Genomic DNA, 22,741 nt, shown 5'->3' on the forward strand with positions numbered 1-22,741 from the left:
CTCAGCCCTTGATCTGCGTCCAGGCCTGCGTCCAGTCGGCGTACGTCGTGCACTTGACCTTGGTCCGCCCGTCGAGGCAGTCGGAGACCGGCGTCGTCCAGTACCAGAGCTTCTTGGCGTAGGCCTCGTCGGCGGCATGGAAGGTGTCGCAGAACGATGCGTCCTTGTCCGTCGTCGCGATGACGTCGCACGCCTTGCCGTTCGCCGGTGCCTCACCGAAGTAGTACGCCGACGCTGCGTTGCCGTCCGGGCCGCCGATGTAGTCCAGCCAGGCATACGCGCAGTTGGGGTGCTTGGACTTGCTCGAGATCATCCAGGTGTCGGACCACCCGGTCGAGCCCTCGTCGGGCAGGAACGCCTTGATCGGCTTCTTGTCGGCGTCGATCAGGTTCACGATGAACTGCCACGACGTGCCGATCACCGAGTCGCCGCTCTCGAACGCCTGCTGCTGCTTGAGGTAGTCCGACCAGTACTCCGAGACCTGGCCGCGCTGGGTCTTGAGCACGGCGACCGCCATGTCGAGCTGGTGCTTGTCCAGCGCGTAGGGGTTCTTGATGCCGAGGTCCGGGTTGGTGTTCATCAGGTAGAGCGCCGCGTCGGCGATGTAGATCGGCGAGTCGTACGGCGTGATCTTGCCGGCGTACGGGGAGCTCGCCTCGAAGACGCTCGACCAGCTCGTCGGCGCCGGCTTCACCACGTCGGGGTTGTAGGTGAGCAGGTTCGCTCCCCAGCCCTGCGGCATGCCGTACATCTGACCGTCAACCGAGTTGTAGGCAGTGTTCTTGAGGAAGCTGCGGATGTCGCCGTAGTTGGTGAGCAGGTCGGTGTTGACCGGTGCGACGTCGCCGCCCGCGATGAGGCGCAAGGTGGCGTCCCCGGATGCGGAGACCACGTCGTAGTCGCCGGTCTTGATCAGGCTCACCGCCTCGTCGGAGGTGCCGAAGTACTTCACGGTCGCCTGGCAGCCGGTGGCCTTCTCGAACGGGGTCACCCAGTCGGTCTTCGGGTCGTTGGTGCCGTCTTCGGCGTACCCGGGCCACGCCAGGATGCTGACCGCGCCCTCCTTGGTGCCGAGCTTCTTCGCCATCGGCACGTCCGGCGCCGTGAACCCGGCACTGCTCTTCTTGCCGCCACCGCCGTTGTCGGACGAGCCGCAGCCCGTGACGGTGAGCGCGAGAGCTCCGACCGCTGCCAGGACGGCGAGCGTGCGTGCGTGCTTCATGCTGACTCCTCGGTGATGGGGGTGCTGACGGGTGCTTCAGTTCCGAGCTCGATGACGTGCTCCGGCAGCCAGGCGAGCCGGACGCGGTCGCCGCGGCGGTCCGCCGGGTCGCTGCTGGCGGTGTGCAGGTTCTGCCGCAGCACGGTGAGGGAGGTGGGCTGGCCCGGTACGTCGAGGTCGACGACGTAGTGGTTGGCGGAGCCGAGGTACACGACCTCGCGGACGATGCCGGCCACGCTCGTCGCGCCTGGCGGGGTCTCGTCGAGGTGGACCTTCTCCGGGCGGATGCTGAAGACGCCGTCGCGTCCGATCACCGCCCGCGCGGCCGGCCCGACGAGGAGGTTCGAGGTGCCGACGAACCCGGCGACGAACGCGCTCTGCGGGTGCTCGTAGAGCTCGCGCGGGGTGGCGACCTGCTGGACCTGGCCCGCGTCGAACACCGCGATCCGGTCGCTCAGCGTCAGTGCCTCCTCCTGGTCGTGGGTCACGAACACGAAGGTGATGCCGACGTCGCGCTGGATCTGCTTGAGCTCGATCTGCATCTCACGGCGGAGCTTGAGGTCCAGCGCGCCCAGGGGCTCGTCGAGGAGCAGCACCTTCGGCCGGTTGACCAGGGCCCTCGCGAGCGCGACGCGCTGGCGCTGGCCGCCGGACAGCTGGGCCGGTCGCCGGCTCCCGTGCTCGGCGAGCCGGACGGTGTCCAGCGCGTCGGCGGCACGACGGCGGCGCTCGGTCCGGGGGACCTTCTTCACGCGCAGCCCGTACTCGACGTTCTCCAGCACGCTCATGTGCGGGAACAGGGCGTAGTCCTGGAAGACCGTGTTCACGTCGCGGGCGAAGGGCGGCTGGCCGGTGACGTCGGTGCCCGCCAGCTCGACCCGCCCCCTGGTCGGCTGCTCGAACCCGGCGATCATCCGCAGCACCGTGGTCTTGCCCGACCCCGACGGCCCGAGCATCGCGAAGAACTCCCCGTCGCCGATCTCCAGGTCGATCCCGTCGACCGCACGCACGGATCCGAAGTCCTTGGCCAGATCCACCAACCGGATCGACGGTGTCTGGCCCTCTTCACGCATGAATCAGAAGGTATTGGCCCGTACGGCGACTCCACAAGCAACATCGCCGCATCGTGACCCAATCGGCGCGACCGAAATTGCCGTCGAGGCGGCGCAGATGAAACCCGCAGGCACGCCGAGGCGGCGCAGATGAAAATCTGAGCCTTTCACTTGAGCCGCCTCGACGTGATCCTGGCTTTCATCTGCGCCGCCTCGACGAAGTGGCGGTGGGCGGACATAGGGTGAGCCGGTGGTCGAGGAGTCCGAGGTCGACAAGCCGACCGTGCGCGCGGTGCTGGCGGCTGCGGTGGAGGCGCTCGGCGGCGAGGAGCGGCCCGGTCAGATCCAGATGGCCGAGGCGGTCGCCGATGCGATGGAGTCCGGCCGGCACCTGCTCGTCCAGGCCGGCACCGGCACCGGCAAGTCGCTGGGCTACCTGGTCCCTGCGCTGCTGCACCACGACCGGGTGGTGGTCGCGACCGCGACGCTCGCGCTGCAGCACCAGCTCGTCGAGCGCGACATCCCGGCGCTGGTCGAGGCGGCGGCCGACGTACTCGGCGAGGACGCGACGTACGCCGTGCTCAAGGGCCGCTCCAACTACGCCTGTCTCCACCGGGTGCGCGAGGGCGTGCCGGACGACCAGGGCGTCCTGGTCGACCTCCCGGAGAGCTCCACCGGCGCCGAGGTGGTGGCCCTGCGTGAGTGGGTCGAGGAGGAGGCGCAGTCCGCCGGCAGCGGCGAGCGCGACCACGCCCCGCGGCACACCGACCGGATCTGGCGGCAGGTCAGCGTCAGCCACCGCGAGTGCCTCGGCGCCGCCAAGTGTCCCTACGGCGCGGAGTGCTTCGCCGAGCGGGCGAAGGACAAGGCCGCGAAGTCGCAGCTCGTCGTCACCAACCACTCTCTGCTCGCGATCGACGCGATCGAGGGCGTCCCGATGATCCCGGAGTACGACGTCGTGGTGATCGACGAGGCCCACGAGCTCACCGCCCGGGTGACCCAGGCCGCCACCGACGAGCTCTCGGTGGGCGAGGTCGAGCGCACCGCCAGGCGCGCCCAGCGCCACGTCGAGGGGACCGAGGCCGACGACCTCGCGGACGCCGCCGACGCCCTGCGCGCCGCCATCGCCGCGACCGAGCCGGGTCGCGTCGATGCGGTGCCGACCGAGCTCGCCGACGCCCTCGTGCTGGTCCGCGACGCCGCGCGAGCACTGGTCAGCGCCTTCCCGAAGGACGCCGGTGACGATGCCGGGACGACCCAGGCCAAGGGCTGGGCGCAGGAGCTGTTCAAGACCGCGGAGCGGATGACCGCCGGATCGGAGCTCGACGTGCTCTGGGTCGCGGAGCGGGAGCAGCGCCACGGCGGCAACCAGCTCTGCATCGCGCCGCTCGAGGTCGCCGGGCCGATGCGCGAGAAGCTGCTCGCCGCGAAGACCGCGATCCTCACCTCGGCGACGCTCAAGCTCGGCGGCGACTTCGACTCGGTCGCCCGCTCCGTCGGCCTGGTCTCGACAGGCTCAACCACCGGAGCGAGCTCCTGGGAGGGCATCGACGTGGGCTCGCCGTTCGACTACGCCCGGCAGGCGATCCTGTACGTCGCCAAGCACCTGCCGCCTCCGGGCCGCGACGGCCTGCAGAAGGCCCAGCTCGACGAGATCGTCGACCTCGTCGACGCCGCGGACGGCCGCACGCTGGGCCTGTTCTCGAGCCGGCGCGCCGCGGAGGCGGCCGCCGAGGAGGTCCGCGAACGACTGCCGCACCTGACCACCCTTGCCCAGGGCGACGCGCAGCTGCCGGAGCTCGCCCGCCAGTTCGTCGGCGACCCGCACACCTGCCTCTTCGGCACGCTCAGCCTCTGGCAGGGGCTCGACGTGCCGGGGGAGACCTGCCAGCTGGTGCTGATCGACCGGATCCCGTTCCCGCGTCCCGACGACCCGCTGATGTCCGCGCGCCAGCGGGCGGCCGACAGGGCCGGCGGCAACGGCTTCATGGAGGTCGCCGCGACGCATGCGGCGCTGCTGCTCGCGCAGGGTTCGGGCCGGCTGATCCGCACCACTACGGACAAGGGTGTGGTCGCCGTGCTCGACCCGAGGCTGGCGACCGCGCGCTACGGCGGGTTCCTGCGCGCGAGCCTGTCCCCGATGTGGTCGACGACCGATCCGGAGGTCGCCCGCAAGGCGCTGGTGCGGCTCAGCGGCAGGTGAGCCGGTCGGACCTCAGCGCGCCCGCACGACCCGTGAGGGCGAGGACGTGGGCGAGGCGCCGGCGTGGTTGTAGGCCACGACCCGGAAGCGGTAGTGCCCTTGGCCGAGCCGCAGCGACGCGGTCCGGCTGCCGGCGGCGAGCATCCGGCTGCTGAACACCTTGACCACGCGGCCGGAGCTGTCGACCTGCTCGGCGAGCACCTTGTAGCCCAGGATCGCCGACGATCCGGCGGTCGCGGGTGCCGACCAGCGGGCGGTGGCCGTGACCGGGTGCCCGCGGTGGCCCGGGGTCGCCAGCCCGATGCGTGGAGCAGACGGGGTGCCCGCGGCGGGCGTCGGCGTCGTGGTTGTCGGCGTCGTGGTCGGTGGCACCGGCGTGGTCACGACCGGCATGGTGCCGTCACAGCCGCTGATCGCGAGCACGTACTCGCCGACGCTGGCGTAGTCGGAGTAGCCGGTGTAGACGGGATCGCCGCTGCCGACGCCTTCGACGTGGACGTAGTAGGTGCCGACGCCGGCCGGCACGGTGACCTGGGCGTCCATCCCGGTCGGCAGCGCCGGCCAGGAGCCGGTCTGGCCCGAGGCCGGGTTGGCGGATGCGAGCACGTTGCCGACCAGGTCGGTCACGGTGACCTTCGTGTCGAGGCTCGCGCCGGCACCGACTCCGGTCGCGCGGGCGGTGAGGTTCGTCGTGCAGCTGTGGTTCACCGCGAAGACGTCCTGGTCGGCCCGCGTCTCGATCACGCCGTTGGCGACGCCACCGGTTGCGAGCGGGTCCGCGAGCACGTTGAGATCGCCGTGGTCGTCGATCCGGAGCGGCGCACCGTTGGCGGCGATGATCGCCAGCTCGTCCTGCGGGTGGTTCGCCCCGGCGTACTCGCCCTTACTGAACTGCCCGACACCCTCGACGCCGCTCCCCATCAGCGGGAACCAGTTCCCGTGCCCGGACGCGTACTCGTGGGTGGCGTCGCCGTCGTGGATGAGGCCGAACGTGTGCCCGACCTCGTGCGCCACGGTGTGGGCGGTGAGCACGGGGGAGTCCCAGGTCATCGAGGAGAAGACCCACGCCGGCTCGAGGTAGCCGTTGGTGTCCGAGCTGTTCGCGAAGGTGCTGAGCAGCGCGATGCCGCTGCAGGACCCGCTGCAGGCCGAGGCGACCGCGCCGGCGTCGTCGGTGATGATCACGTGGTCGCCGTACGTCGTGTCGAGGGCACCGTTGCGGTTGTAGCCGGCAGGACCCGGGTCCTGGGTGGTGACGTCGACGTCGAACGGCGAGTACTTCTCGGCGACGATCCGCCACACCTGCTGGATGTAGGCGAGCTCGGCAGAGGTGAACGTCGCCGGGTCGGCGTCGAGGGTGAAGCCGGTGTAGGTCCGTGCGGGCATCCCGACGCTCGCGCTGTTCCAGTAGGTGTTGGCCACGCTGTCGCCGTTGAAGTCCAGGAAGATGGTGTGCGTCGACCCCGGCAGGCTGTGCAGGCCGAACGTCTGGCTCTCCGGGTACGACGCGGTCGGCGCTCCTGCGACCAGCCCGGCCGAGGCGACGAGGGCCTCGGTCTTCTCGACGTAGAACAGCTGGCCGTCCTCGCCGACCCACGCTGTCGGGTCCTCCTCGAGGACGCTCTGGAGCCTGGACGCGCTCAGGTGGTTGACGGCCGCGGCCTCGGGCAGCCGGTCGCCGAGCGCCTCGACGACCGCGCGGCCGTGGCCGGAGTGGGCGAGCACGTGCGCCCGCGCCGCGGGGTCCGGGCGGCCGCTCGCGTGCGCCTGCACGGGGGTCACCAGCGCGAGCGCGGTGACCGCGGCGGCGGTCCAACGGAGGCGGCGGGGGCTCATGCCTCCCATATTGCCCTAAATCGGACAATTGGGACACAAGAACTGCGAGAATGGTGTCATCTCCCGAAGGGAACCCGGTGAGAGCACGACCGGGCCGGGAGCTCTCACTCCCGGCCCGGTTCACCTCCGGTCAAGCCCCCTCGGAGGGTCCCCCGTTCAAGCGGCCGCCGTCACTGCGCGGCCAGGTAGTCGAGCCACGCCTGCCCCGCGGGTGTGCCGACACCGGTGATGTCGTCGTAGCCCGGACGGACGTGGATGGTCAGCGGCTCGTCGACGTCGAACCAGCGCGCGGAGTACACGTAGCCGTCACCCGCGTCGACCCCGTTGGCGAAGTCGACCCGCACGGCGCCCGGGTAGGTGCTTCGCTGCGCCTTGGTGATGTCGTTGGCCGCGGCGTGGTAGAGCACCGGGTTGGCGAGGCCGAAGTCGTGACCGGCCCGCTGCACCACGAGGGCGAACATGCCCGCGTAGAGCGGCGAGGCGAGGCTGGTGCCGCCGATCCGGTACTCCGAGTAGGCGACGTGCCCGTCCGGCCACGTCTGGGTCTGGCCGACCCGCATGCCGGTCGTCGGGTCACCGAGCGCCGAGACGTCCGGGACGACGCGCATCGCCGGACCGCCGTACCGCTGGGACATCGCGGGGTCGACGACGCCCGCCTGGTACGACGGCTGCGTGAACAGCCGGCTGGTCCCGCCGCCGGAGCCGTAGAGGTACGCAGGAGTGGTCCAGGCACCGTTCGACAGCGTCGACTTCGCCGTGGCCCAGCCGAGCTCGAAGATCCGGCTGTTGTCCTGGCCGACTCCGAGCGAGGTCCCGCCGACGGCGGTCACCCAGGGGCTGGAGGCGGGCCAGTCGGGCGTCGGCGTCGCGCCGGCAACCCCGCCGGTCTCGTCGCTGTCGTCACCGCTGGAGAAGAACATCGAGATGCCGGTGGCCGCGGCCTGGATCAGGATGTCGTTCTGCGGCTTGATGTAGCCCGGCGGCAGTGCCTCGCTGGAGAACCCGTAGGAGTTCGTGACGATGTCTGCGGCGTGCCGGGACACGATCCAGTTCAGCGCCGCGTCCATGTCCTGGTAGTTGTTCGGCGAGCCGACGTAGAGGATGTCCGCGCCGGGAGCCATCGTGTGCACGGCCTCGACGTCGAGGGTCTGCTCGCCGCTCCAGCCCTCGGGGTCCTGCCTCGGGTTCTGCGGCCGGACCTTCGTGCCCGGCGCGACGTGCTCGCTGTAGTGGCCGTTGAGCGACGGCAGCCCGTGCTCGCTCGAGTACCTGTTGGCGTCGGAGAGCATCGTGGTCGAGGCGTACGCGTCGATGATGCCGACGGTCACCCCGCGTCCGTCGTTGCCGCTCGCGATGGCACCGTCCATCCCGTATGCGCCCTGGAGCTGCGCGCCGGCGTAGCCGCACGGCGCGAAGGCCGACGGCGTGGCCGGAAGCACCGTGTTGTCCGGGGTCGCTGTGTTCTGCACCGTCTTCTCGCCCCACCACTCCGAGCAGGGGCGGGCGTTGTTGAACACCGCCGGCGGGTTGCTGTCGTGGTGCACCAGCGCGGCGGACTCGTCGAGCCCGACGACGGCCTGCACGCCGGAGAGCGAGTCGGGGACGACCAGCGGGCTGTTGTTGCTGCGCAGCGTCTTGCCCTCGACCTTGTACGTCGCGAACGAGGTCGAGAACGCCTTGGCCGCCTGGCCGACAGTGCCGACCGCCTCGACGTACTTGCTGTTGGCCGGCACGTGGCCGACGGTGAAGCCCTGGCCCTTGAGCCAGCTCTTCACGCTGTTGACCGTGCCGGCGCTCGGCGCGAACTTCGCGGCGAACTGGTTGGCGCTGAGGAACTTGCCGTAGAGCGCGTTGCCGGGCGTGCTGACCGCGGTGGCGTAGTCGGCGGCCGCGGAGCCGCCCTGCCAGTCGAGGTAGACGCGGAAGTCGACCTGCTCCGAGGAGCTGGCGGCTCCGGCCTTGTGGGCCGCGTTGGCCCAGCTCGGCACGCTGCCGGGGAGCGAGTGACTGGTGGCTGCGTCGGCCGGCGTGGCCAGGCCGGCGAGCGTGAGGCCGAGAGCCGCCGTGGTGAGGACCGCGACGGGGATACCGAGTTTCCGAGACACGAGAGGGGGTCTCCTTCATGGGTGCGAAATGGGGAAGATTGCCCGGAGCCACTTCACGCCCAATCTGGGCTGTCGTCAATGGTTTGAGCCGCTGAATTTCCGGAGATATTGCCGCATTTACGGAACCAATTCGGCTCGCAGAGCCTCCTCAAGGCCGTCGCGGAGCGCCTACTGGGCCTGCGCGAAAGCCACCGCGATCTCGGCGCCGAGGTGGGCGTTGTTCTTCACCAGCGCGACGTTGGCGCGCAGGGAGTCGCCCCCGGTGATCTCCACGATCCGGCCGAGGAGGTACGGCGTGGTGTCCTTGCCGGTGATCCCGAGCCGGTCGAGGTCGCCGAGCGCCTGGTCGATGATCGCGTCGATCTGCTCGTGCGGGATCCCGTCAGCCTCCGGGATCGGGTTGGCCACGCTGATCCCGCCGGCGACGGACAGCTCGTCCTTCGCGCGCATGATCCCGGCGATCTCATCGGCCGAGTCGACGCGCAGCGGCACGGCGTACCCGCTGGTGCGGGTGTAGAACGCCGGGAAGTCGTCGGTCCGGTAGCCCAGCACCGGCACGCCGAGGGTCTCGAGCACCTCCAGGGTCAGGCCGATGTCGAGGATCGACTTCACTCCCGCGGAGATCACCGTGACGTTCGTGAGGGAGAGCTCGGTCAGGTCGGCGCTGACGTCCATGGTCGTCGCAGCGCCGCGGTGCACACCGCCGAGGCCGCCGGTGGTGAAGACCCGGATGCCGGCCAGGGAGGCGAGCCGCATCGTCGCGGCGACCGTGGTCGCGCCGTGCTCGCGGCGGGCGACGACGTAGGGCAGGTCGCGGATGCTGACCTTGCGGATCTCCTGCTGCCCGCGGCCGAGCAGCTCGAGCGCGGCGTCGTCCAGCCCGATCCGGGGTACGCCGTCGAGCACCGCGATCGTCGCCGGGGTCGCTCCGTCGGCGCGGATGATCGCCTCGACCTCGCGGGCCATCGCGACGTTGTCGGGGTAGGGCATCCCGTGGCTGATGATCGTGCTCTCCAGTGCGACGACCGGCCGGCGGTCGGCCAGCGCCGCGCGGACCTCGTCGGTCAGCTGCAGGTCGATCACCGCAGGTCCTCCAGGGTGCCGTGTACGAGGTCCTCGGTCAGGTCGCGTCGCACGGTCGTCGTGGACTGCACGGTGAGCCAGGCGGCCGCGGTCGCGAACCAGCCGGCCTGGGCGACCGGGTCCCCGGCGCGAAGCCGGTGGACGTACGCCGCGAGCATCGCGTCTCCGGCCCCGGTCACGTCCACCACCTCTGCTGGTGGCAGCCGCAGCCGGGTCGTCGCCCCGTCGCCGGTGTGCAGGGTGCTGCCCTCCGCGCCCTCGCGAAGCCAGACCACGTCGATGCCCTGGGAGTGCGCGTGCGCGCGGGCGGCGTCGACGTCGTCGGTGCCGGCCCAGGCGATCAACTCGTCGCGGTTCGGCGTGAACGTGTGCAGCCCCGGGAGCGGGCCGAGCCGGGCCGCCTTGGTCACGCCGACCGGGTCGAGCACGACCGGCACGGCCTGCTCCTCGGCCAGAGCGAGGCAGTGGGCGATCGTGTCGGTGCGGAGGTTGCCGTCGAGCACCAGCCAGCCGGCACCACGTAGCGACTCGCGACTCACGTCCTCGGGGCCGAGGCTGTCGGTCGCGGCCATGTCGGCCACACCGATGACGAGGCCACCGTCGTGGTCGAGCACGGCGGTGTAGGTCCCGGTCGCACAGTCGGCCGACCGGCGTACGCCGCGGAGGTTGACGTCGAGGAGGCCGAGCTGCTCGAGCAGCGCGGTGCCGGGGTCGTCCTGGCCGACCACGCCGATCAGCCGGACCGGGCTGCCCAGGCGGGCGAGGTTCTCGGCCACGTTGCGTCCGACGCCGCCGTGGGCGATCGCCGTCGCGCCGGGGTTGCTGCTCCCCGGCACCGTGTCCCCGGTGATCCTGGCCAAGGTGTCCATGTTCATGCCGCCGACCACGACGACGTCTCCGGGGGTGCTCACTCCCGGAGCCTAGTGCCGGGCTATCCGGTGGCGGTGGCGGCGCCGTACTTCTCCCGGGTCGCCAGCCCCCAGGCGCTGACCGGCTTCATCAAGAGGCCCGAGGCCAGGACCAGGCCGGCGAGCACGAACCAGCCCGGCCGCCCCCACTGGATGCAGAGCGTGGTGATCAGGGTCGGCGCCGCGACCCGGGACAGGCTGAAGCCGAGGGCGGCGAAGCCCTGGTACTGCCCCTGCCGCTCGACCGGCGCGAGCCCCATCGACACGCCCCACTGCCCGCTGCTGGAGACCATCTCGCCGACCACGTGCACGGACGCCGACAGCAGCAGCACCACGATCGCGGCACCGCGCGCGATGCCGTCGGTGAACGCGATCAGCACGAACGACGCCGCGATCCACGCGCTGCCGCGCAGCACCGCCGACGCGCCGGAGGTGACGTCCTCGGCGCCGCGGCTCAGCCGGACCTGGAAGAGCGCGACCGCAATCGTGTTGAGGCCGAGCATGATCGCGACCATCGAGGTCGGCGCCGTCGTGTGCTCGCTGATCCACAGCGGGATGCCGATCTCGAGCACCACGAAGTGCATGAACAGCACGGCGGTGAGGAGGGTCGCGGCGACGTACGGGAGGTCGCGTACGACGCCGAGCCGCGGCTCGCCGTCCGCGCGGGCCGGCGCTCCGGACAGGTGCGGGAGCCGGTTGAACAGCAGGCCGGTGAGCAGCGAGGTGGCGGCGTCGAGGAGGAACACCCCGACGTAGGCCCACGGCTCGTCGATCCAGAGCGCGATCCCGCCGAGGAGCGCACCGAAGGTCATCGCGACGTTGGTGACCGCGCGCAGGTAGGCCTTGAACGGGACGCCCTGACCGCCGACCGCGATCCGCGCGATGTAGCCGTTGCGCACGGCGTTGGCCGCCATCTGCGCCGCCGCGACGAGCGAGATCGCCACGACCAGGGCCCAGAAGCTGCGGGCGATCGCCAGCCCGGCGGTGGCGATCCCGGTGAGGACGGTGAGGTCGCGCATCACTTCGCGGGGTCCGCGGGCGTCGGCCCACTGACCGCCGGGCACCTGCGCGAGGGCGCCTGCCACAGCCGCGATCGACAGGGCGATGCCGACCTGAGCGGGCTCGAGGTGGACGTGGCGGGTGAAGTACAGCGCGAAGGTGGTGAACACCGCTCCGCCGGACGCGCGGTTGACCAGCGTGCCGAGCGCCAGGACGCGCAGCGTGGAGTCGGTCGGGATCCCTCGACGCGTGAGCCGGGCGGGCGTCACGGTCTGCGAGGTCACGGCTCGAACCTACGTCCGCGCGTCGCTCGGCCGCCTCTGGTTTTCGGCCCGCTTCCGGACGCACAGCACCTTGCCAGCACGGGTTGATCGTGCGGACAGCAACCGTGGCGACGCTTGCCGGCGACAACCCACCAGGAGGGAACATGCAGAAGAAGTCAATCGCCCTGCTCGCGTCGACCGGCATCGCCGGCCTGGTCGCCGGCGGCGTCCTGATGACCGGGATGTCCGCCAATGCCGCGGACGACACCGGGTCGGCGGCGACGGGTACGTCGTCGTACGGCGGCGCCCCGGCCGGCACCGGCGCGCCGAACGGCAACACTGACCCGACCAAACCGATGAGGAGCGACGAGAAGCTGCTCACCGGGGACACCAAGGACAAGGTGACGGCGGCCGTGAAGGCGAAGTACCCCGACGCCACCTTCCAGCGGGTCGAGACCGACTCCGACGGTGTCTACGAGGCGCACCTCCTCGTGGCCGGCAAGCCGGTCACCGTCGAGGTGGACAAGTCGTTCGCGGTCACCGGCACCGAGTCGGCGCCGGCCGGCGGTGGCGACCACGACGGCGACGGCCCGGCCGCGCAGGCTGCGGCGGCCTGAGCGCACGAGTGCCCGGCGATGTCGCATCGCCGGGCACTCGTGAAGCCGGTGGTCGAGCCTGTCGAAACTCAGGTTTCGAGCCGCCGTTTGCGGGTTCGCACGCTCACCCGCAGGCTCCCTCCACCGGATCGAGCTCAGTCGAGATCAACCTCTTCGCGTCGCGACCCTGCTCGTCCCTCGCAGGGCCGCGGCTCAGACCTTGCGCAGCACGGCGGTGACCACACCCAGGATGGTGGCGTTGTCACCGTTGATCGGCTCGTAGGCGTCGTTGTGGGGGAGCAGCCACACGTGGCCGTCCTTGCGCTGCAGCGTCTTGACCGTGGCCTCACCCTCGATCAGCGCCGCGACGATCTCGCCGTTGTCCGCAGTCTGCTCCTGGCGGATGACCACGTAGTCGCCGTTGCAGATCGCCGCGTCGATCATCGAGTCGCCGGCGACCTCGAGCATGAACAGCGTGCCCTCGCCGACCAGCGTCTTGGGCAGCGGGAAGATCTCCTCGACGCGCTCCTCCGCGAGGATCGGGCCACCGGCCGCGATCCGGCCGACCAGCGGCACCTGGGTGGCCTCCGGCACGGCGTCGCCGATGCCGGTCGGGTCGAAGCCGTGCTCGTCGGCGCTGGCGATCGCGCGCCGCGCCGCCATCAGCTCGGGGATGAACACCTCGAGCGCGCGCGGCCGGTTGGGGTCGCGCTTGATGAAGCCCTTCGCCTCGAGCACCCGCAGCTGGTGGGCCACGCTGGAGGAGCTGGCCAGCCCGACCAGGTCGCCGATCTCGCGGATGCTGGGCGGGTAGCCGCGCTGCTCGATCGACTCGCGGAGCACGTTGAGGATGCGCTGCTGGCGCGGGGTGAGCCCGGTCGCGTCGGGCGGCGCGTCGGGCAGCTCGCTGACGTTGGAGCGCTTGGCTGCGGAGGGGCGGATGCGATCGGAGGCCATGGGCCGACGGTAGACCCATCGACGGCGGAGTTCAAACACATGTTCGAACGGCGTGTCGGGCGGTTCGCGGGCCCGGAAAGGGCTCCGGACGAGCCCGGGATCGGCGCTGCGTGGGTCGGCGTACGCTCACGCAGCGCCGAACGATCACGGGGTCCTGTCTTCAACCTAGACCCGGAACGGGCCCGGCCGTAAGGGCAGGGCCGGGTCAGTTTTCCGGGGGCATCCAGACGTACTGCGGCACGTTGCAGACCTCGACGAAGCCGGCGCGCTCGTAGACCGGCCGGCCGGACTCGCTGGAGTGCAGGACCGCGTGCTCGGCCCCGGCGGCGTGCGCCAGCTGCAGCAGCCGCTGTGTCACGGCGTACCCGATGCCACGGCCACGGACGTCCTCCAGGGTCGCGATGTTGTAGAGGCCCGCGGTGGTGCCGGTGAGGTACGCCGTGCCGCACGCGACCGGGCGTCCGTCGAGCGAGCCGATCACGTTGACCGCTCCCTGGAAGACGCTCATCACCTCGCTCATCGGCTCGCGCACCGACTCGGGCAGGCCGAAGCCGGTGACCATCATCGCGACGAAGGCGCGTGCGTCGGTGGTCTGCTCGATGCTCAACCCGGCGACCTCGGGGACCGGGGGAGCGGTGGTCAGGTCGGCGTACATGCCCGGGACGTCCTCGTGCTCGAGCCCGCGCTCCGTCAGCGCCGCTTCCAGCTCCGGCGACGTGTGCGACGGCGTGACCCACCACAGCCACGGCAGCCCGGCTCCGATGAACGAGTCCGCCACCTCCTCGGTCCGCCGCCGGGCGTCCGCCCCGAAGTGCGCGCCGGTGACGCAGTTGAACATCGGGAACGGCACGTCGCTGCGGATCGCGTCGACGTCCGTGTCCGGATCGCGGCGGAACATCGGGTGGTCGCCGGCGCCGGTGAAGAAGGCGAGCAGGTTGTCCTCGACCGGGGCGATGCGGGGATCGGTCATGGGGTAGTCAACCCCACCCGATCGGCCGGTGGTTGCGCTTGTCGAAACCCGCCCGAGAGCGCTCGAACATATGTTCTTGCGTTCCTCGAACGCGTGTTCTATCGTCGTACATGTGTTCGATCGAACGTCTGAGCGACCCGGCAGCGGTTCTGTCGGTGCTCGGCCGTAGAAACAGCACTGAGAAACAGCAGAGACAACCTGACTTCCCCCAGGAGAGAGACATGAGCACGCTGAGCATCTCGCCCGCCTTCGACTTCGTGAGCCCGACGCGGCGCCCGCGAGCTGCCCGGCGCACCACCGTCCGGCTCACGCAGCGCGGTCGCGTCGTGTTCGTGCTGGCGTTCCTGGCGGCCGCGTTCGTGGTGATGGTCGCCTTCGGCGGCTGGGCCACGGCGACCCACGACGCCGGCACGCCCGACCCGGTCCGCGTCGTCGAGGTCCAGGAGGGCGACACCCTCTACGGCATCGCCGGCCAGGTCGCCGAGCCCGGCAAGGTCCGCGAGATGGTCCACCAGATCCAGCAGCTCAACTCCCTGGCCGGCTCCAGCCTCCAGGTCGGCCAGAAGCTCGCCATCCCGAAGAGCTGAGTCGCCCTCGGTCCGCCGAGGACAGAGCGTCCGATGATCCCCTCGACCCGGGTCGTCGGCTGTGTGGGAAAGGACAGGGCGGGGCCCAGGCCCCGCCCTCGTTCTTTTCCGATGCACGCCGAGTGGGCAGAAACGCTGCGTCGGCGTGCGGTGAGCGGGCAGAAACGCTGCGTCGGCGTGCGGTGAGCGGGCAGAAACGCTGCGTCGGCGGGCGGTGAGCGGGCAGAAACGCTGGGTCAGACGCTTCCGGCTCGCGCCGCACCCTCACTCAGCAAGAACTGCGCAGCCGTGTACGTCGCCATCACCACCGACTCCACCCGTGCCGGTGCGCCCTTCCACAAGAACTTCCGGGTGCCGAGCACCGAGTCGGACAACATGAACAGCCCGGCCCCGAGCAGCGTCATCCGCCGCGCCGACGTCGGCAGCGCCGGGTCGAGCTGCGTCGCGGCGGCGACCGTCCCGGCGAGCATCGCGGAGTAGCCGGCGATGGCGGGCGCAAGCACCTTGTCCTGCCGGTAGGCGCCGAACACCATCCCGGGCGTGGTCACCGCCCACAGTGCTGCGACCCCCTTCGGCCCGGGCCGCGCGGAGCCACTGCGGTTGCGCAGGAACCCGCTGATGTAGGCGGCGTGGCCGACCGCGAACGACCCGCTCCCTACGGCGAACGGCTTGGTGCCGTGCGCCATCAACGCCAGGTCGCCGCCCCACCCTGCGGCCTGCGCGACGAGCGTGTTGGCCCGCAGCGGCGAGTTCGCCGCCTTCTCGTCGGTGATCAACGAAGCCATCAGGGTGGGCATGAGCAGCGGCTTGGTCAACACCCGCGCCTTGTGCGCCAGCTGGTTGGCCGAGCCGGCGAGCCAGGTGTCGGCGACCGCCAACCCGGCGTACGCGAGCTTGAGCTTGGTCGAGGTGCGGAGTCGGGCCACCCGCTGAATGTAGTGCCTCCTACGGGCTCCGGACGTCATACGTTTGGTGGCTCGGGGCCCTCGATCCGTATGACGTCCGGAGCGGTCCTCAGTGGCCGTAGCCCGAGAGTGCCGGTGTCGCCTCGGCGATCCGCAGCGGGGTGTCCGGCCCGACCGTCGTGACGGTGCCGTCGACGTCCTGGTACGGGCCTCGGTTCAGGCTCCACCGCGCCGTCCAGACGACCTCGACGTGCAGGTTCACCGTGACGTGCGCCTGCTGGTAGCGGTGGACCACGTCCTTGGCCGGGTACGGCGCCCCGGCCGTGTGCGTCTCCGCCGTCGTGCCGTCCCCGTGCACCCAACGGAAGGTGCTCGGCGTGATCTGCAGGTCGACCTGCTGGCCGAGCAGCGTCAGGGTGCGGTGGAGGGGTTGGGCGTCGACGTAGAAGATCGTGTCGAAGTTGATCAGGGTCTTCTCGGCGGGTTGCGTGACCGCACGGAGTTTCGGCAACGGGATCTGTTGAAACGCGCGCGCGACGATGCCTGGAGTGACGGTCGCTGTTGAATCGGGTGGGTTGCTGGCGCAACGCATATCGAGCGGGTACCAGATCCCGTCCCTGAGTCCGAGGAGCTGATACGGAATCTGACCGGAGGGGCACCAGTCGCTACACGTGTGGACCGGCCCGGCGGCAATGTCGCACGCACTCTGCCACCGGTAGGCGGAGTACTCGGACTGCCCTACCCCATGGACGTGACCCGGCGTCGTGTCGCCGTCGGTGCTGCATTCGCCCGATGCAAAGAAGACATTCCCCGTCGCCCCAGCCCCGCCGCTGCACGACTTGGCGGCGGCTGGCGCCATCCCAAGAAGTGGCGCAAGCGCGATGGCGGTGCTCGCGGCCAATGCTCTCCTGCCAATCATGACCCGCGGCTCCATTGGTCGACGAGCCACGCAGCGTTCTGGTACCTCACGACCAGTGTCATGACCGACCGACCGCCTTTAAGGGACGTTGATCCATCTGGTCGGATGACCTTCTGAGGCCCGAAGGAGACCGCGGCAAATACAGTCCACTCTCCCGGATCCGGACGCCGGGCGGCACTGGTGATGGACGCGGAGAGCGCGCCCCCTTCGATGTGACCGCCTGCGCCATAGATCGTGTTCAGGGTTTCGCGTGCGTTCGCACACGACCGGCATTCCTTGGCTTCGACAGCTTGCAATGACCCGACATCACCTGTGGCCTGGGCGTGATTGATCAACTCGACGTAGTACTTCACGAACGCCACCGCCCCGGCCTTCGTGTTCGCCTTCGCTTCCTCCGGCAACACCGGAGCCGACGGCGTCGTGCTCACCGGGCTCGTCACCGGCGTCGACGGCGCCGGCGACGGATCCGCCTTCGGATCGGCTCCACAGCCGGTGACCACGAGCAGCACAGCGACCACGACCAGCACCGCCACGGCACCCAGAACCGCGCGTCTCATGCACGTCCCCTTCCGACCCGAGACAAGGGAAGACGGCGTCAGTTTCCTACCGGAGCGCGCGAAGCGCTACACCTGAGCGACAACCGGTGGATAACGTCCGGTCATGGCCGGGTACTCAGGCACGCCCCTGGAGAAGAAGCTCGGCGTCAAGGACGGCCAGGTCGTCTTCCTCGACCACCCGCCCGATGGCTTCGCGCTCGACGCCCCGACGACCACCCGGCTGCCGAAGCAGGTCGCCGTGACGCTGACCTTCCAGACCAGCGCGAAGTCCCTGGAAGCCCGGATGAAGACCCTCATCGACCACACCGAGCAGGCCGGGATGATCTGGGTCTGCTGGCCGAAGAAGGCCGCGGCGAAGGCGCTGGGCATCCAGACCGACCTCGACGACAACGCCGTACGCGAGATCGGCCTGGCCGCCGGCGTCGTCGACGTCAAGGTCTGCGCGATCGACGAGGTCTGGTCAGGCCTCAAGTTCGTACGCCGGCTCGCGGACCGCGCCTGACCCACTAGCCCCTGCAACCAGGCACGTTGAATACTCGTGCCATGGCCAACGACCCCGGCATCCACGAAAAGATCTCCGCCCTCGTCTCCGAGGAGAAGCGCCTCCGCCAGCAGCGCGAGATCGGCGAGATCGCGGCCGACGAGGAGGTCGCCCGGCTGCGTGACCTCGAGGTCCAGCTCGACCAGTGCTGGGACCTGCTCCGCCAGCGCGACGCCCTGCGCACCTCCGGCGGCGACCCCGACCAGGCGGCGGTCAGGCCGCCGACCGAGGTCGAGGGCTACCTGCAGTAGCTCAACGCACCCGGCGCGAGCTCATCGTGTAGTCCCGCTGCCAGGTGTCACCGAGGTCCTCGGAGAACTCACCGACCGTCTCGATCAGGTCGTCGCCGTCGAACCGCGCGGTGGAGCGCTGCGAGAACTTCGGGACGATCCGCAGCGCCGTCCAGCCCTCGTCGTCGAAGGTCAGGTCCATGAGGCGATCGATGCCGCGCACGTCGAAGTACCACATCTTCTCCTCCGACAGCACCGCCGTCGCGTCGGGGAAGTCGGGATGGTCATAGCTCCAGTCGAGCCGCACGTAGGCTCCCTCGAGCACCCGCTCGTAGCGCTGGCGCCCACTGACCGGCTCGGCCATCGCATGGTGGCGCATCGTGAGGTCCCAGGTCCCGAGCAGTCGATCGAGTGACATGAGCCCACGGTAGGACTCAGCCGGCCCGCCGTCTCCCACCCGGTACGCCGGCCCGCGGCTCCGGCTCGCCACGCCACGTCGCGAGCAGCCGGGACACGAGGATCAGCGTGACCAGCAGGCAGGCGGTCGCGCCCACCGTCGCGAGCGCCACGAACCCCCAGGCCGCCGACTCGCCGCCCCGCGCGCGGGCCCCGAAGTCGATCGCCGCCCACACCAGGAACCCCCACGCGACCAGCGTCAGCGTGATCCCGAGAGCCAGGCCGAGCAGCCTCCGTCGGGGAAGCGGGACCGGCTCCGCCGGTGCTCCCGAGTGCTTCCCCATGGGGCTGATTGTGGCCGACGCCGCCAACCGGCGTTGTGGATATCGGTGGGCGCCCGACGACGCGCCCCAGGACGCCGAATTCGGCGCCGGAGCGACCCCGCGACACGCCGCTAGCAGCCAGCTAAACAGCCCCTGACCTGCGCGTTCGCGCGCGCCCAAAAGAGGGCCGCCCGTTTTCCCCATAGTTGTTGCGCAGGTCACGTGCGCGGCGTACGGTAACCACTACATCTAGTAATCACACGGATGTAGTTTTCCACATCTAGTTCCCCAGAAAAGCCGGGTTGTACACAGAGAACACCGGTTTTCCCGGCGGAATCCACAGCCTGGTCCACAGGTTGTACTAGGGAAGACGTCCGCGAGAGGAGGCCCGCCGATGCACTGTCCGTTCTGCCGCAGCACCGACACCCGGGTCCTCGACTCGCGGGTCGCCGAGGACGGCACCTCGATCCGCCGCCGGCGTACCTGCCCCGACTGCGAGAAGCGGTTCACCACCGTCGAGCAGATGCAGCTGACCGTGCTCAAGCGCAGCGGCGCGAGCGAGCCGTTCCAGCGCGAGAAGGCCGTCGCCGGGGTCCGCAAGGCGCTCAAGGGCCGGCCGGTCTCCGAGGACGACCTGGCCTGCCTGGGCCAGACGGTCGAGGACACCCTGCGCGCCGGCGGCTGGGCGGAGGTGCCGGCCCACGAGGTGGGCCTGGCGATCCTCGCCCCGCTCCGCGAGTTCGACGAGGTCGCCTACCTGCGCTTCGCCAGCGTCTACCGCGGCTTCGAGTCGGCCGACGACTTCGAGGCCGAGATCGCCGCGCTCCGGATGGAGCGAGCGGCTGCAGCCGTCGAGCCCGAGGTGGTTTCGACCGGCTCGAACACCGGAGTCAGCTCCGGATAACCCACAGTCAGCCCGGCGCACGTAGTGGGGAAGCTGCGCGCGCCGGGCCACCAAACAGCGAGGGCCGAACTGTCGGTCCTCACGAGCACCATCAGCAGTAGCCACCAGACAGCGAACAAAGGGGACAGCACGTGACCGAGACGGTGAGCGGCAACGCACAGGGCACATCCAAGGGCGTGCAGGGCCGCAAGAAGGGCATGAAGATCGAGCGGGTCTTCAGCACCCCCGGCGTGCACCCGTACGACGAGCTCAACTGGGAGCGTCGCGACGTCGTCCAGACCAACTGGAAGACCGGCGAGGCCGTCTTCGAGCAGCGCGGTGTGGAGTTCCCCGACTTCTGGTCCGTCAACGCCTCGACCATCGTCACCACCAAGTACTTCCGCGGCGCGCTCGGCACCGACGCCCGCGAGTGGAGCCTCAAGCAGCTCATCGACCGGGTCGTGAAGACCTACCGCAAGGGCGGCGAGGACAACGGCTACTTCGCCTCGGTCGCCGACGCCGAGGTCTTCGAGCACGAGCTCACCTGGCTGCTGGTCCACCAGTACTTCTCGTTCAACTCCCCGGTCTGGTTCAACGTCGGCACCGCATCCCCGCAGCAGGTGTCCGCGTGCTTCATCCTCGCCGTCGACGACTCGATGGACTCCATCCTCAACTGGTACAAGGAGGAGGGCTTCATCTTCAAGGGCGGCTCCGGCGCCGGCCTCAACCTCTCCCGCATCCGCTCCTCCAAGGAGCTGCTCTCCAGCGGCGGTACGGCGTCCGGCCCGGTCTCCTTCATGCGCGGCGCCGACGCGTCCGCCGGCACGATCAAGTCCGGTGGCGCCACCCGCCGCGCGGCGAAGATGGTCGTGCTCGACGTCGACCACCCCGACATCGAAGAGTTCGTGATGACCAAGGCGAAGGAGGAGGACAAGATCCGCGCCCTGCGCGACGCCGGCTTCGACATGGACCTCGGTGGCGCCGACATCACGAGCGTGCAGTACCAGAACGCCAACAACTCCGTCCGGGTCACCGACGAGTTCATGCGCGCGGTCGAGGACGGCACCGGCTTCGGGCTGCGCTCGCGCAGCACCGGCGAGGTCATCGAGACCGTCGACGCCCGTGAGCTGTTCCGCAAGATCAGCCAGGCCGCGTGGGAGTGCGCCGACCCGGGCCTGCAGTACGACGACACCATCAACGACTGGCACACGAACCCCGAGACCGGCCGGATCACCGCGTCCAACCCGTGCTCGGAGTACATGTCGCTGGACAACTCGTCCTGCAACCTCGCTTCGCTGAACCTGCTGAAGTTCCTCAAGGACGACGACACCTTCGACGCGCCGCTGTTCGCGAAGGCCGTCGAGCTGATCATCACCGCGATGGACATCTCGATCTGCTTCGCCGACTTCCCGACCGAGGCGATCGGCAAGACCACCGTCGACTACCGCCAGCTCGGCATCGGCTACGCCAACCTCGGCGCGCTGCTGATGGCGATGGGCCTGGGCTACGACTCCGAGGGCGGCCGGGCGATGGCCGCGGCGATCACCTCGCTGATGACCGGCACGTCGTACAAGCGGAGCGCGGAGCTGGCCGGCGTCGTCGGCCCCTACAACGGCTACGCCCGCAACGCCGAGGCGCACAAGCGAGTGATGCGCAAGCACCAGGCCGCCAACGACGTGGTCCGCACCCTCGGGGTGGCCGACAGCCAGGTGCACAAGCTGGCCACCAAGGCGTGGGCCGACGTGCTCAAGATCGGTGAGAAGCAGGGCTTCCGCAACGCGCAGGCCTCGGTGCTCGCGCCGACCGGGACCATCGGCTTCATGATGGACTGCGACACCACCGGCATCGAGCCGGACTTCTCGCTGGTGAAGTTCAAGAAGCTGGTCGGCGGCGGCTCGATGCAGATCGTCAACCAGACGATCCCGCGGGCGCTGCGCAAGCTCGGCTACGTCGAGGAGCAGATCGAGGCGATCGTCGAGTACATCGCCGAGCACGGCCACGTGATCGACGCCCCCGGCCTGCGCCAGGAGCACTACGAGGTCTTCGACACCGCGATGGGCGCCCGGGCGCTGAAGCCGATGGGCCACGTGCGGATGATGGCGGCCACCCAGCCGTTCCTCTCCGGCGCGATCTCCAAGACGGTGAACCTCCCCGAGACCGCCACGGTCGAGGAGATCGAGGACATCTACCTCCAGTCCTGGAAGCTCGGCCTCAAGGCGACCGCGGTCTACCGCGACAACTGCAAGGTCGGCCAGCCCCTGGCCGACGGCCGCAGCGAGTCGTCCAAGAAGGACCAGGGCATCTCTTCCAAGTCGGCGGACTCCGCGGGGTCGTCGAGCTCAGTCGAGACGAAGGTCGTCGAGGTTCACAAGCCCTTCCGCAAGCGCCTCCCGAAGTCCCGCGCCTCCCGCACCACGAGCTTCTCCGTCGGCGGTGCCGAGGGCTACATGACCTCCGGCGCCCACGACGACGGCGAACTCGGCGAGATCTTCCTCAAGCTCGGCAAGCAGGGCTCAACCCTGGCCGGCGTGATGGACGCCTTCTCGATCGCGGTGTCCATCGGGCTCCAGTACGGCGTCCCGCTGGAGACCTACGTCTCGAAGTTCACCAACCTGCGCTTCGAGCCGGCCGGCATGACCGACGACCCGGACGTCCGGATGGCCCAGTCGATCATGGACTACATCTTCCGCCGCCTGGCCCTCGACTACATGACCTTCGAGGAGCGCAGCATGCTCGGCATCTACTCCGCCGAGGAGCGCCAGCGCCACCTCGAGACGGGCAGCTACGAGCCCATCGAGATCAGCGAAGTCGAGTCCCTGAAGACTCACGACGACTCGGTGATTGAGCCTGTCGAAACCCCAACCACAGGGTCGTCGAGCAGCGAGCGAAGCGAGCGATCAGTCGAGACGCCTGAAGCCAACGCAGCGACCCAACCCCCGGTGGTTGAGCCTGTCGAAACCAAGGAAGCGAAGGCAAAGACCAGTACGCCGGCCGCAGCAGCCTCCAAGCCCACCACCGCCCACACCAGCGCCGAGCTCCTCGAGCAGATCACCGGCACCGCCGTCGATTCCCCGCTCTGCATGACCTGCGGGACCAAGATGCGCCCGGCTGGGAGCTGCTACGTGTGCGAGGGCTGCGGGAGCACCAGCGGCTGCAGTTGAGCACGTGACTGGACGAGGCGGGTCGACGCGAAGGCGGCGACCCGC

At 69.9% G+C, this 22,741-nt stretch carries 21 protein-coding genes; 7 read left to right on the plus strand and 14 right to left on the minus strand.

All coding sequences use genetic code 11. The annotated features are described in order from the left end of the window. Position 1: 1 nt before the first annotated feature. Complete coding sequence (locus tag ACVW00_RS04910) at positions 2 to 1,222, minus strand: ABC transporter substrate-binding protein (protein ID WP_457109783.1); 1,221 nt, start codon at positions 1,220 to 1,222, stop codon at positions 2 to 4. Continuing rightward, positions 1,219 to 2,295, minus strand: a complete 1,077-nt coding sequence (locus ACVW00_RS04915) for an ABC transporter ATP-binding protein (protein ID WP_457109784.1) — start codon at positions 2,293 to 2,295, stop codon at positions 1,219 to 1,221. Before ACVW00_RS04915 ends, ACVW00_RS04910 begins: the two co-directional genes overlap by 4 nt. Positions 2,296 to 2,524: 229 nt before the next feature. Between ACVW00_RS04915 and ACVW00_RS04920 the strand changes: the two genes are divergently transcribed. Beyond that, the gene (locus ACVW00_RS04920; RefSeq protein ID WP_457109785.1) at positions 2,525 to 4,477 is read left to right on the plus strand and encodes an ATP-dependent DNA helicase; all 1,953 of its coding nucleotides are present in this window, start codon (positions 2,525 to 2,527) and stop codon (positions 4,475 to 4,477) included. Positions 4,478 to 4,489: 12 nt separating this feature from the next. Here ACVW00_RS04920 and ACVW00_RS04925 read toward each other — a convergent pair whose 3' ends face one another. The 5 genes from ACVW00_RS04925 to ACVW00_RS04945 form a co-directional block, all read right to left on the minus strand. Continuing rightward, positions 4,490 to 6,313, minus strand: a complete 1,824-nt coding sequence (locus tag ACVW00_RS04925; protein WP_457109786.1) for a zinc-dependent metalloprotease family protein — start codon at positions 6,311 to 6,313, stop codon at positions 4,490 to 4,492. A 170-nt stretch (positions 6,314 to 6,483) separates the two neighbouring features. After that, entirely contained in the window at positions 6,484 to 8,418 is a 1,935-nt protein-coding gene (locus tag ACVW00_RS04930; RefSeq protein ID WP_457109787.1) for a S53 family peptidase, read from the minus strand. Between the two features lie 168 nt (positions 8,419 to 8,586). Next, the gene (locus ACVW00_RS04935) at positions 8,587 to 9,501 is read right to left on the minus strand and encodes a pseudouridine-5'-phosphate glycosidase (protein ID WP_457109788.1); all 915 of its coding nucleotides are present in this window, start codon (positions 9,499 to 9,501) and stop codon (positions 8,587 to 8,589) included. Further along, positions 9,498 to 10,412 carry a carbohydrate kinase family protein gene (locus ACVW00_RS04940; RefSeq protein ID WP_457109789.1) on the minus strand — a complete coding sequence of 305 codons (915 nt, stop codon included), beginning with the start codon at positions 10,410 to 10,412 and terminating at the stop codon, positions 9,498 to 9,500. The genes ACVW00_RS04935 and ACVW00_RS04940 overlap by 4 nt, the downstream gene beginning before the upstream one ends. Before the next feature lie 20 nt (positions 10,413 to 10,432). Next, positions 10,433 to 11,692: an MFS transporter gene (locus ACVW00_RS04945; RefSeq protein WP_457109790.1), complete on the minus strand. Its 1,260-nt coding sequence runs from the start codon at positions 11,690 to 11,692 to the stop codon at positions 10,433 to 10,435. A gap of 143 nt (positions 11,693 to 11,835) precedes the next feature. Here ACVW00_RS04945 and ACVW00_RS04950 point away from each other — a divergent pair, with 143 nt between their 5' ends. After that, positions 11,836 to 12,288, plus strand: a complete 453-nt coding sequence (locus tag ACVW00_RS04950; RefSeq protein ID WP_457109791.1) for a hypothetical protein — start codon at positions 11,836 to 11,838, stop codon at positions 12,286 to 12,288. A 192-nt stretch (positions 12,289 to 12,480) separates the two neighbouring features. On the opposite strand, the gene lexA is transcribed toward ACVW00_RS04950, so the two are convergent. Next, on the minus strand, positions 12,481 to 13,224 hold the full coding sequence (lexA, locus tag ACVW00_RS04955; RefSeq protein WP_457109792.1) for a transcriptional repressor LexA: 744 nt from the start codon (positions 13,222 to 13,224) through the stop codon (positions 12,481 to 12,483). Between the two features lie 205 nt (positions 13,225 to 13,429). Then, the gene (locus tag ACVW00_RS04960) at positions 13,430 to 14,194 is read right to left on the minus strand and encodes a GNAT family N-acetyltransferase (RefSeq protein ID WP_457109793.1); all 765 of its coding nucleotides are present in this window, start codon (positions 14,192 to 14,194) and stop codon (positions 13,430 to 13,432) included. A 221-nt stretch (positions 14,195 to 14,415) separates the two neighbouring features. Here ACVW00_RS04960 and ACVW00_RS04965 point away from each other — a divergent pair, with 221 nt between their 5' ends. Next, positions 14,416 to 14,781 carry a LysM peptidoglycan-binding domain-containing protein gene (locus ACVW00_RS04965; RefSeq protein ID WP_457109794.1) on the plus strand — a complete coding sequence of 122 codons (366 nt, stop codon included), beginning with the start codon at positions 14,416 to 14,418 and terminating at the stop codon, positions 14,779 to 14,781. A 236-nt stretch (positions 14,782 to 15,017) separates the two neighbouring features. Here ACVW00_RS04965 and ACVW00_RS04970 read toward each other — a convergent pair whose 3' ends face one another. The 3 genes from ACVW00_RS04970 to ACVW00_RS04980 form a co-directional block, all read right to left on the minus strand. Further along, the gene (locus ACVW00_RS04970) at positions 15,018 to 15,707 is read right to left on the minus strand and encodes a lysoplasmalogenase (protein WP_457109795.1); all 690 of its coding nucleotides are present in this window, start codon (positions 15,705 to 15,707) and stop codon (positions 15,018 to 15,020) included. An 88-nt stretch (positions 15,708 to 15,795) separates the two neighbouring features. Next, complete coding sequence (locus tag ACVW00_RS04975) at positions 15,796 to 16,197, minus strand: hypothetical protein (RefSeq protein WP_457109796.1); 402 nt, start codon at positions 16,195 to 16,197, stop codon at positions 15,796 to 15,798. Positions 16,198 to 16,601: 404 nt separating this feature from the next. After that, entirely contained in the window at positions 16,602 to 17,162 is a 561-nt protein-coding gene (locus ACVW00_RS04980; RefSeq protein ID WP_457109797.1) for a DUF6318 family protein, read from the minus strand. 103 nt (positions 17,163 to 17,265) lie between these two features. On the opposite strand from ACVW00_RS04980, the gene ACVW00_RS04985 reads away from it, so the two are divergent. Both ACVW00_RS04985 and ACVW00_RS04990 read left to right on the plus strand, forming a co-directional pair. Further along, positions 17,266 to 17,664, plus strand: a complete 399-nt coding sequence (locus ACVW00_RS04985; RefSeq protein WP_457109798.1) for a DUF3052 domain-containing protein — start codon at positions 17,266 to 17,268, stop codon at positions 17,662 to 17,664. Positions 17,665 to 17,705: 41 nt separating this feature from the next. Next, the gene (locus ACVW00_RS04990; RefSeq protein WP_457109799.1) at positions 17,706 to 17,954 is read left to right on the plus strand and encodes a DUF2630 family protein; all 249 of its coding nucleotides are present in this window, start codon (positions 17,706 to 17,708) and stop codon (positions 17,952 to 17,954) included. 1 nt (position 17,955) lies between these two features. Here the strand turns inward: ACVW00_RS04990 and ACVW00_RS04995 are convergent, their stop codons facing one another. After that, positions 17,956 to 18,351 carry a hypothetical protein gene (locus tag ACVW00_RS04995; protein WP_457109800.1) on the minus strand — a complete coding sequence of 132 codons (396 nt, stop codon included), beginning with the start codon at positions 18,349 to 18,351 and terminating at the stop codon, positions 17,956 to 17,958. Positions 18,352 to 18,367: 16 nt separating this feature from the next. Next, positions 18,368 to 18,673 carry a hypothetical protein gene (locus tag ACVW00_RS05000; RefSeq protein WP_457109801.1) on the minus strand — a complete coding sequence of 102 codons (306 nt, stop codon included), beginning with the start codon at positions 18,671 to 18,673 and terminating at the stop codon, positions 18,368 to 18,370. A 373-nt stretch (positions 18,674 to 19,046) separates the two neighbouring features. Between ACVW00_RS05000 and nrdR the strand changes: the two genes are divergently transcribed. Next, on the plus strand, positions 19,047 to 19,556 hold the full coding sequence (nrdR, locus tag ACVW00_RS05005) for a transcriptional regulator NrdR (protein WP_457109802.1): 510 nt from the start codon (positions 19,047 to 19,049) through the stop codon (positions 19,554 to 19,556). 131 nt (positions 19,557 to 19,687) lie between these two features. Further along, a complete protein-coding gene (locus ACVW00_RS05010; protein WP_457109803.1) occupies positions 19,688 to 22,696 on the plus strand; it encodes a vitamin B12-dependent ribonucleotide reductase in 3,009 nt (1,002 codons plus the stop codon). Positions 22,697 to 22,741: the final 45 nt, after the last annotated feature.

This window comes from Marmoricola sp. URHA0025 HA25 (assembly GCF_054059435.1).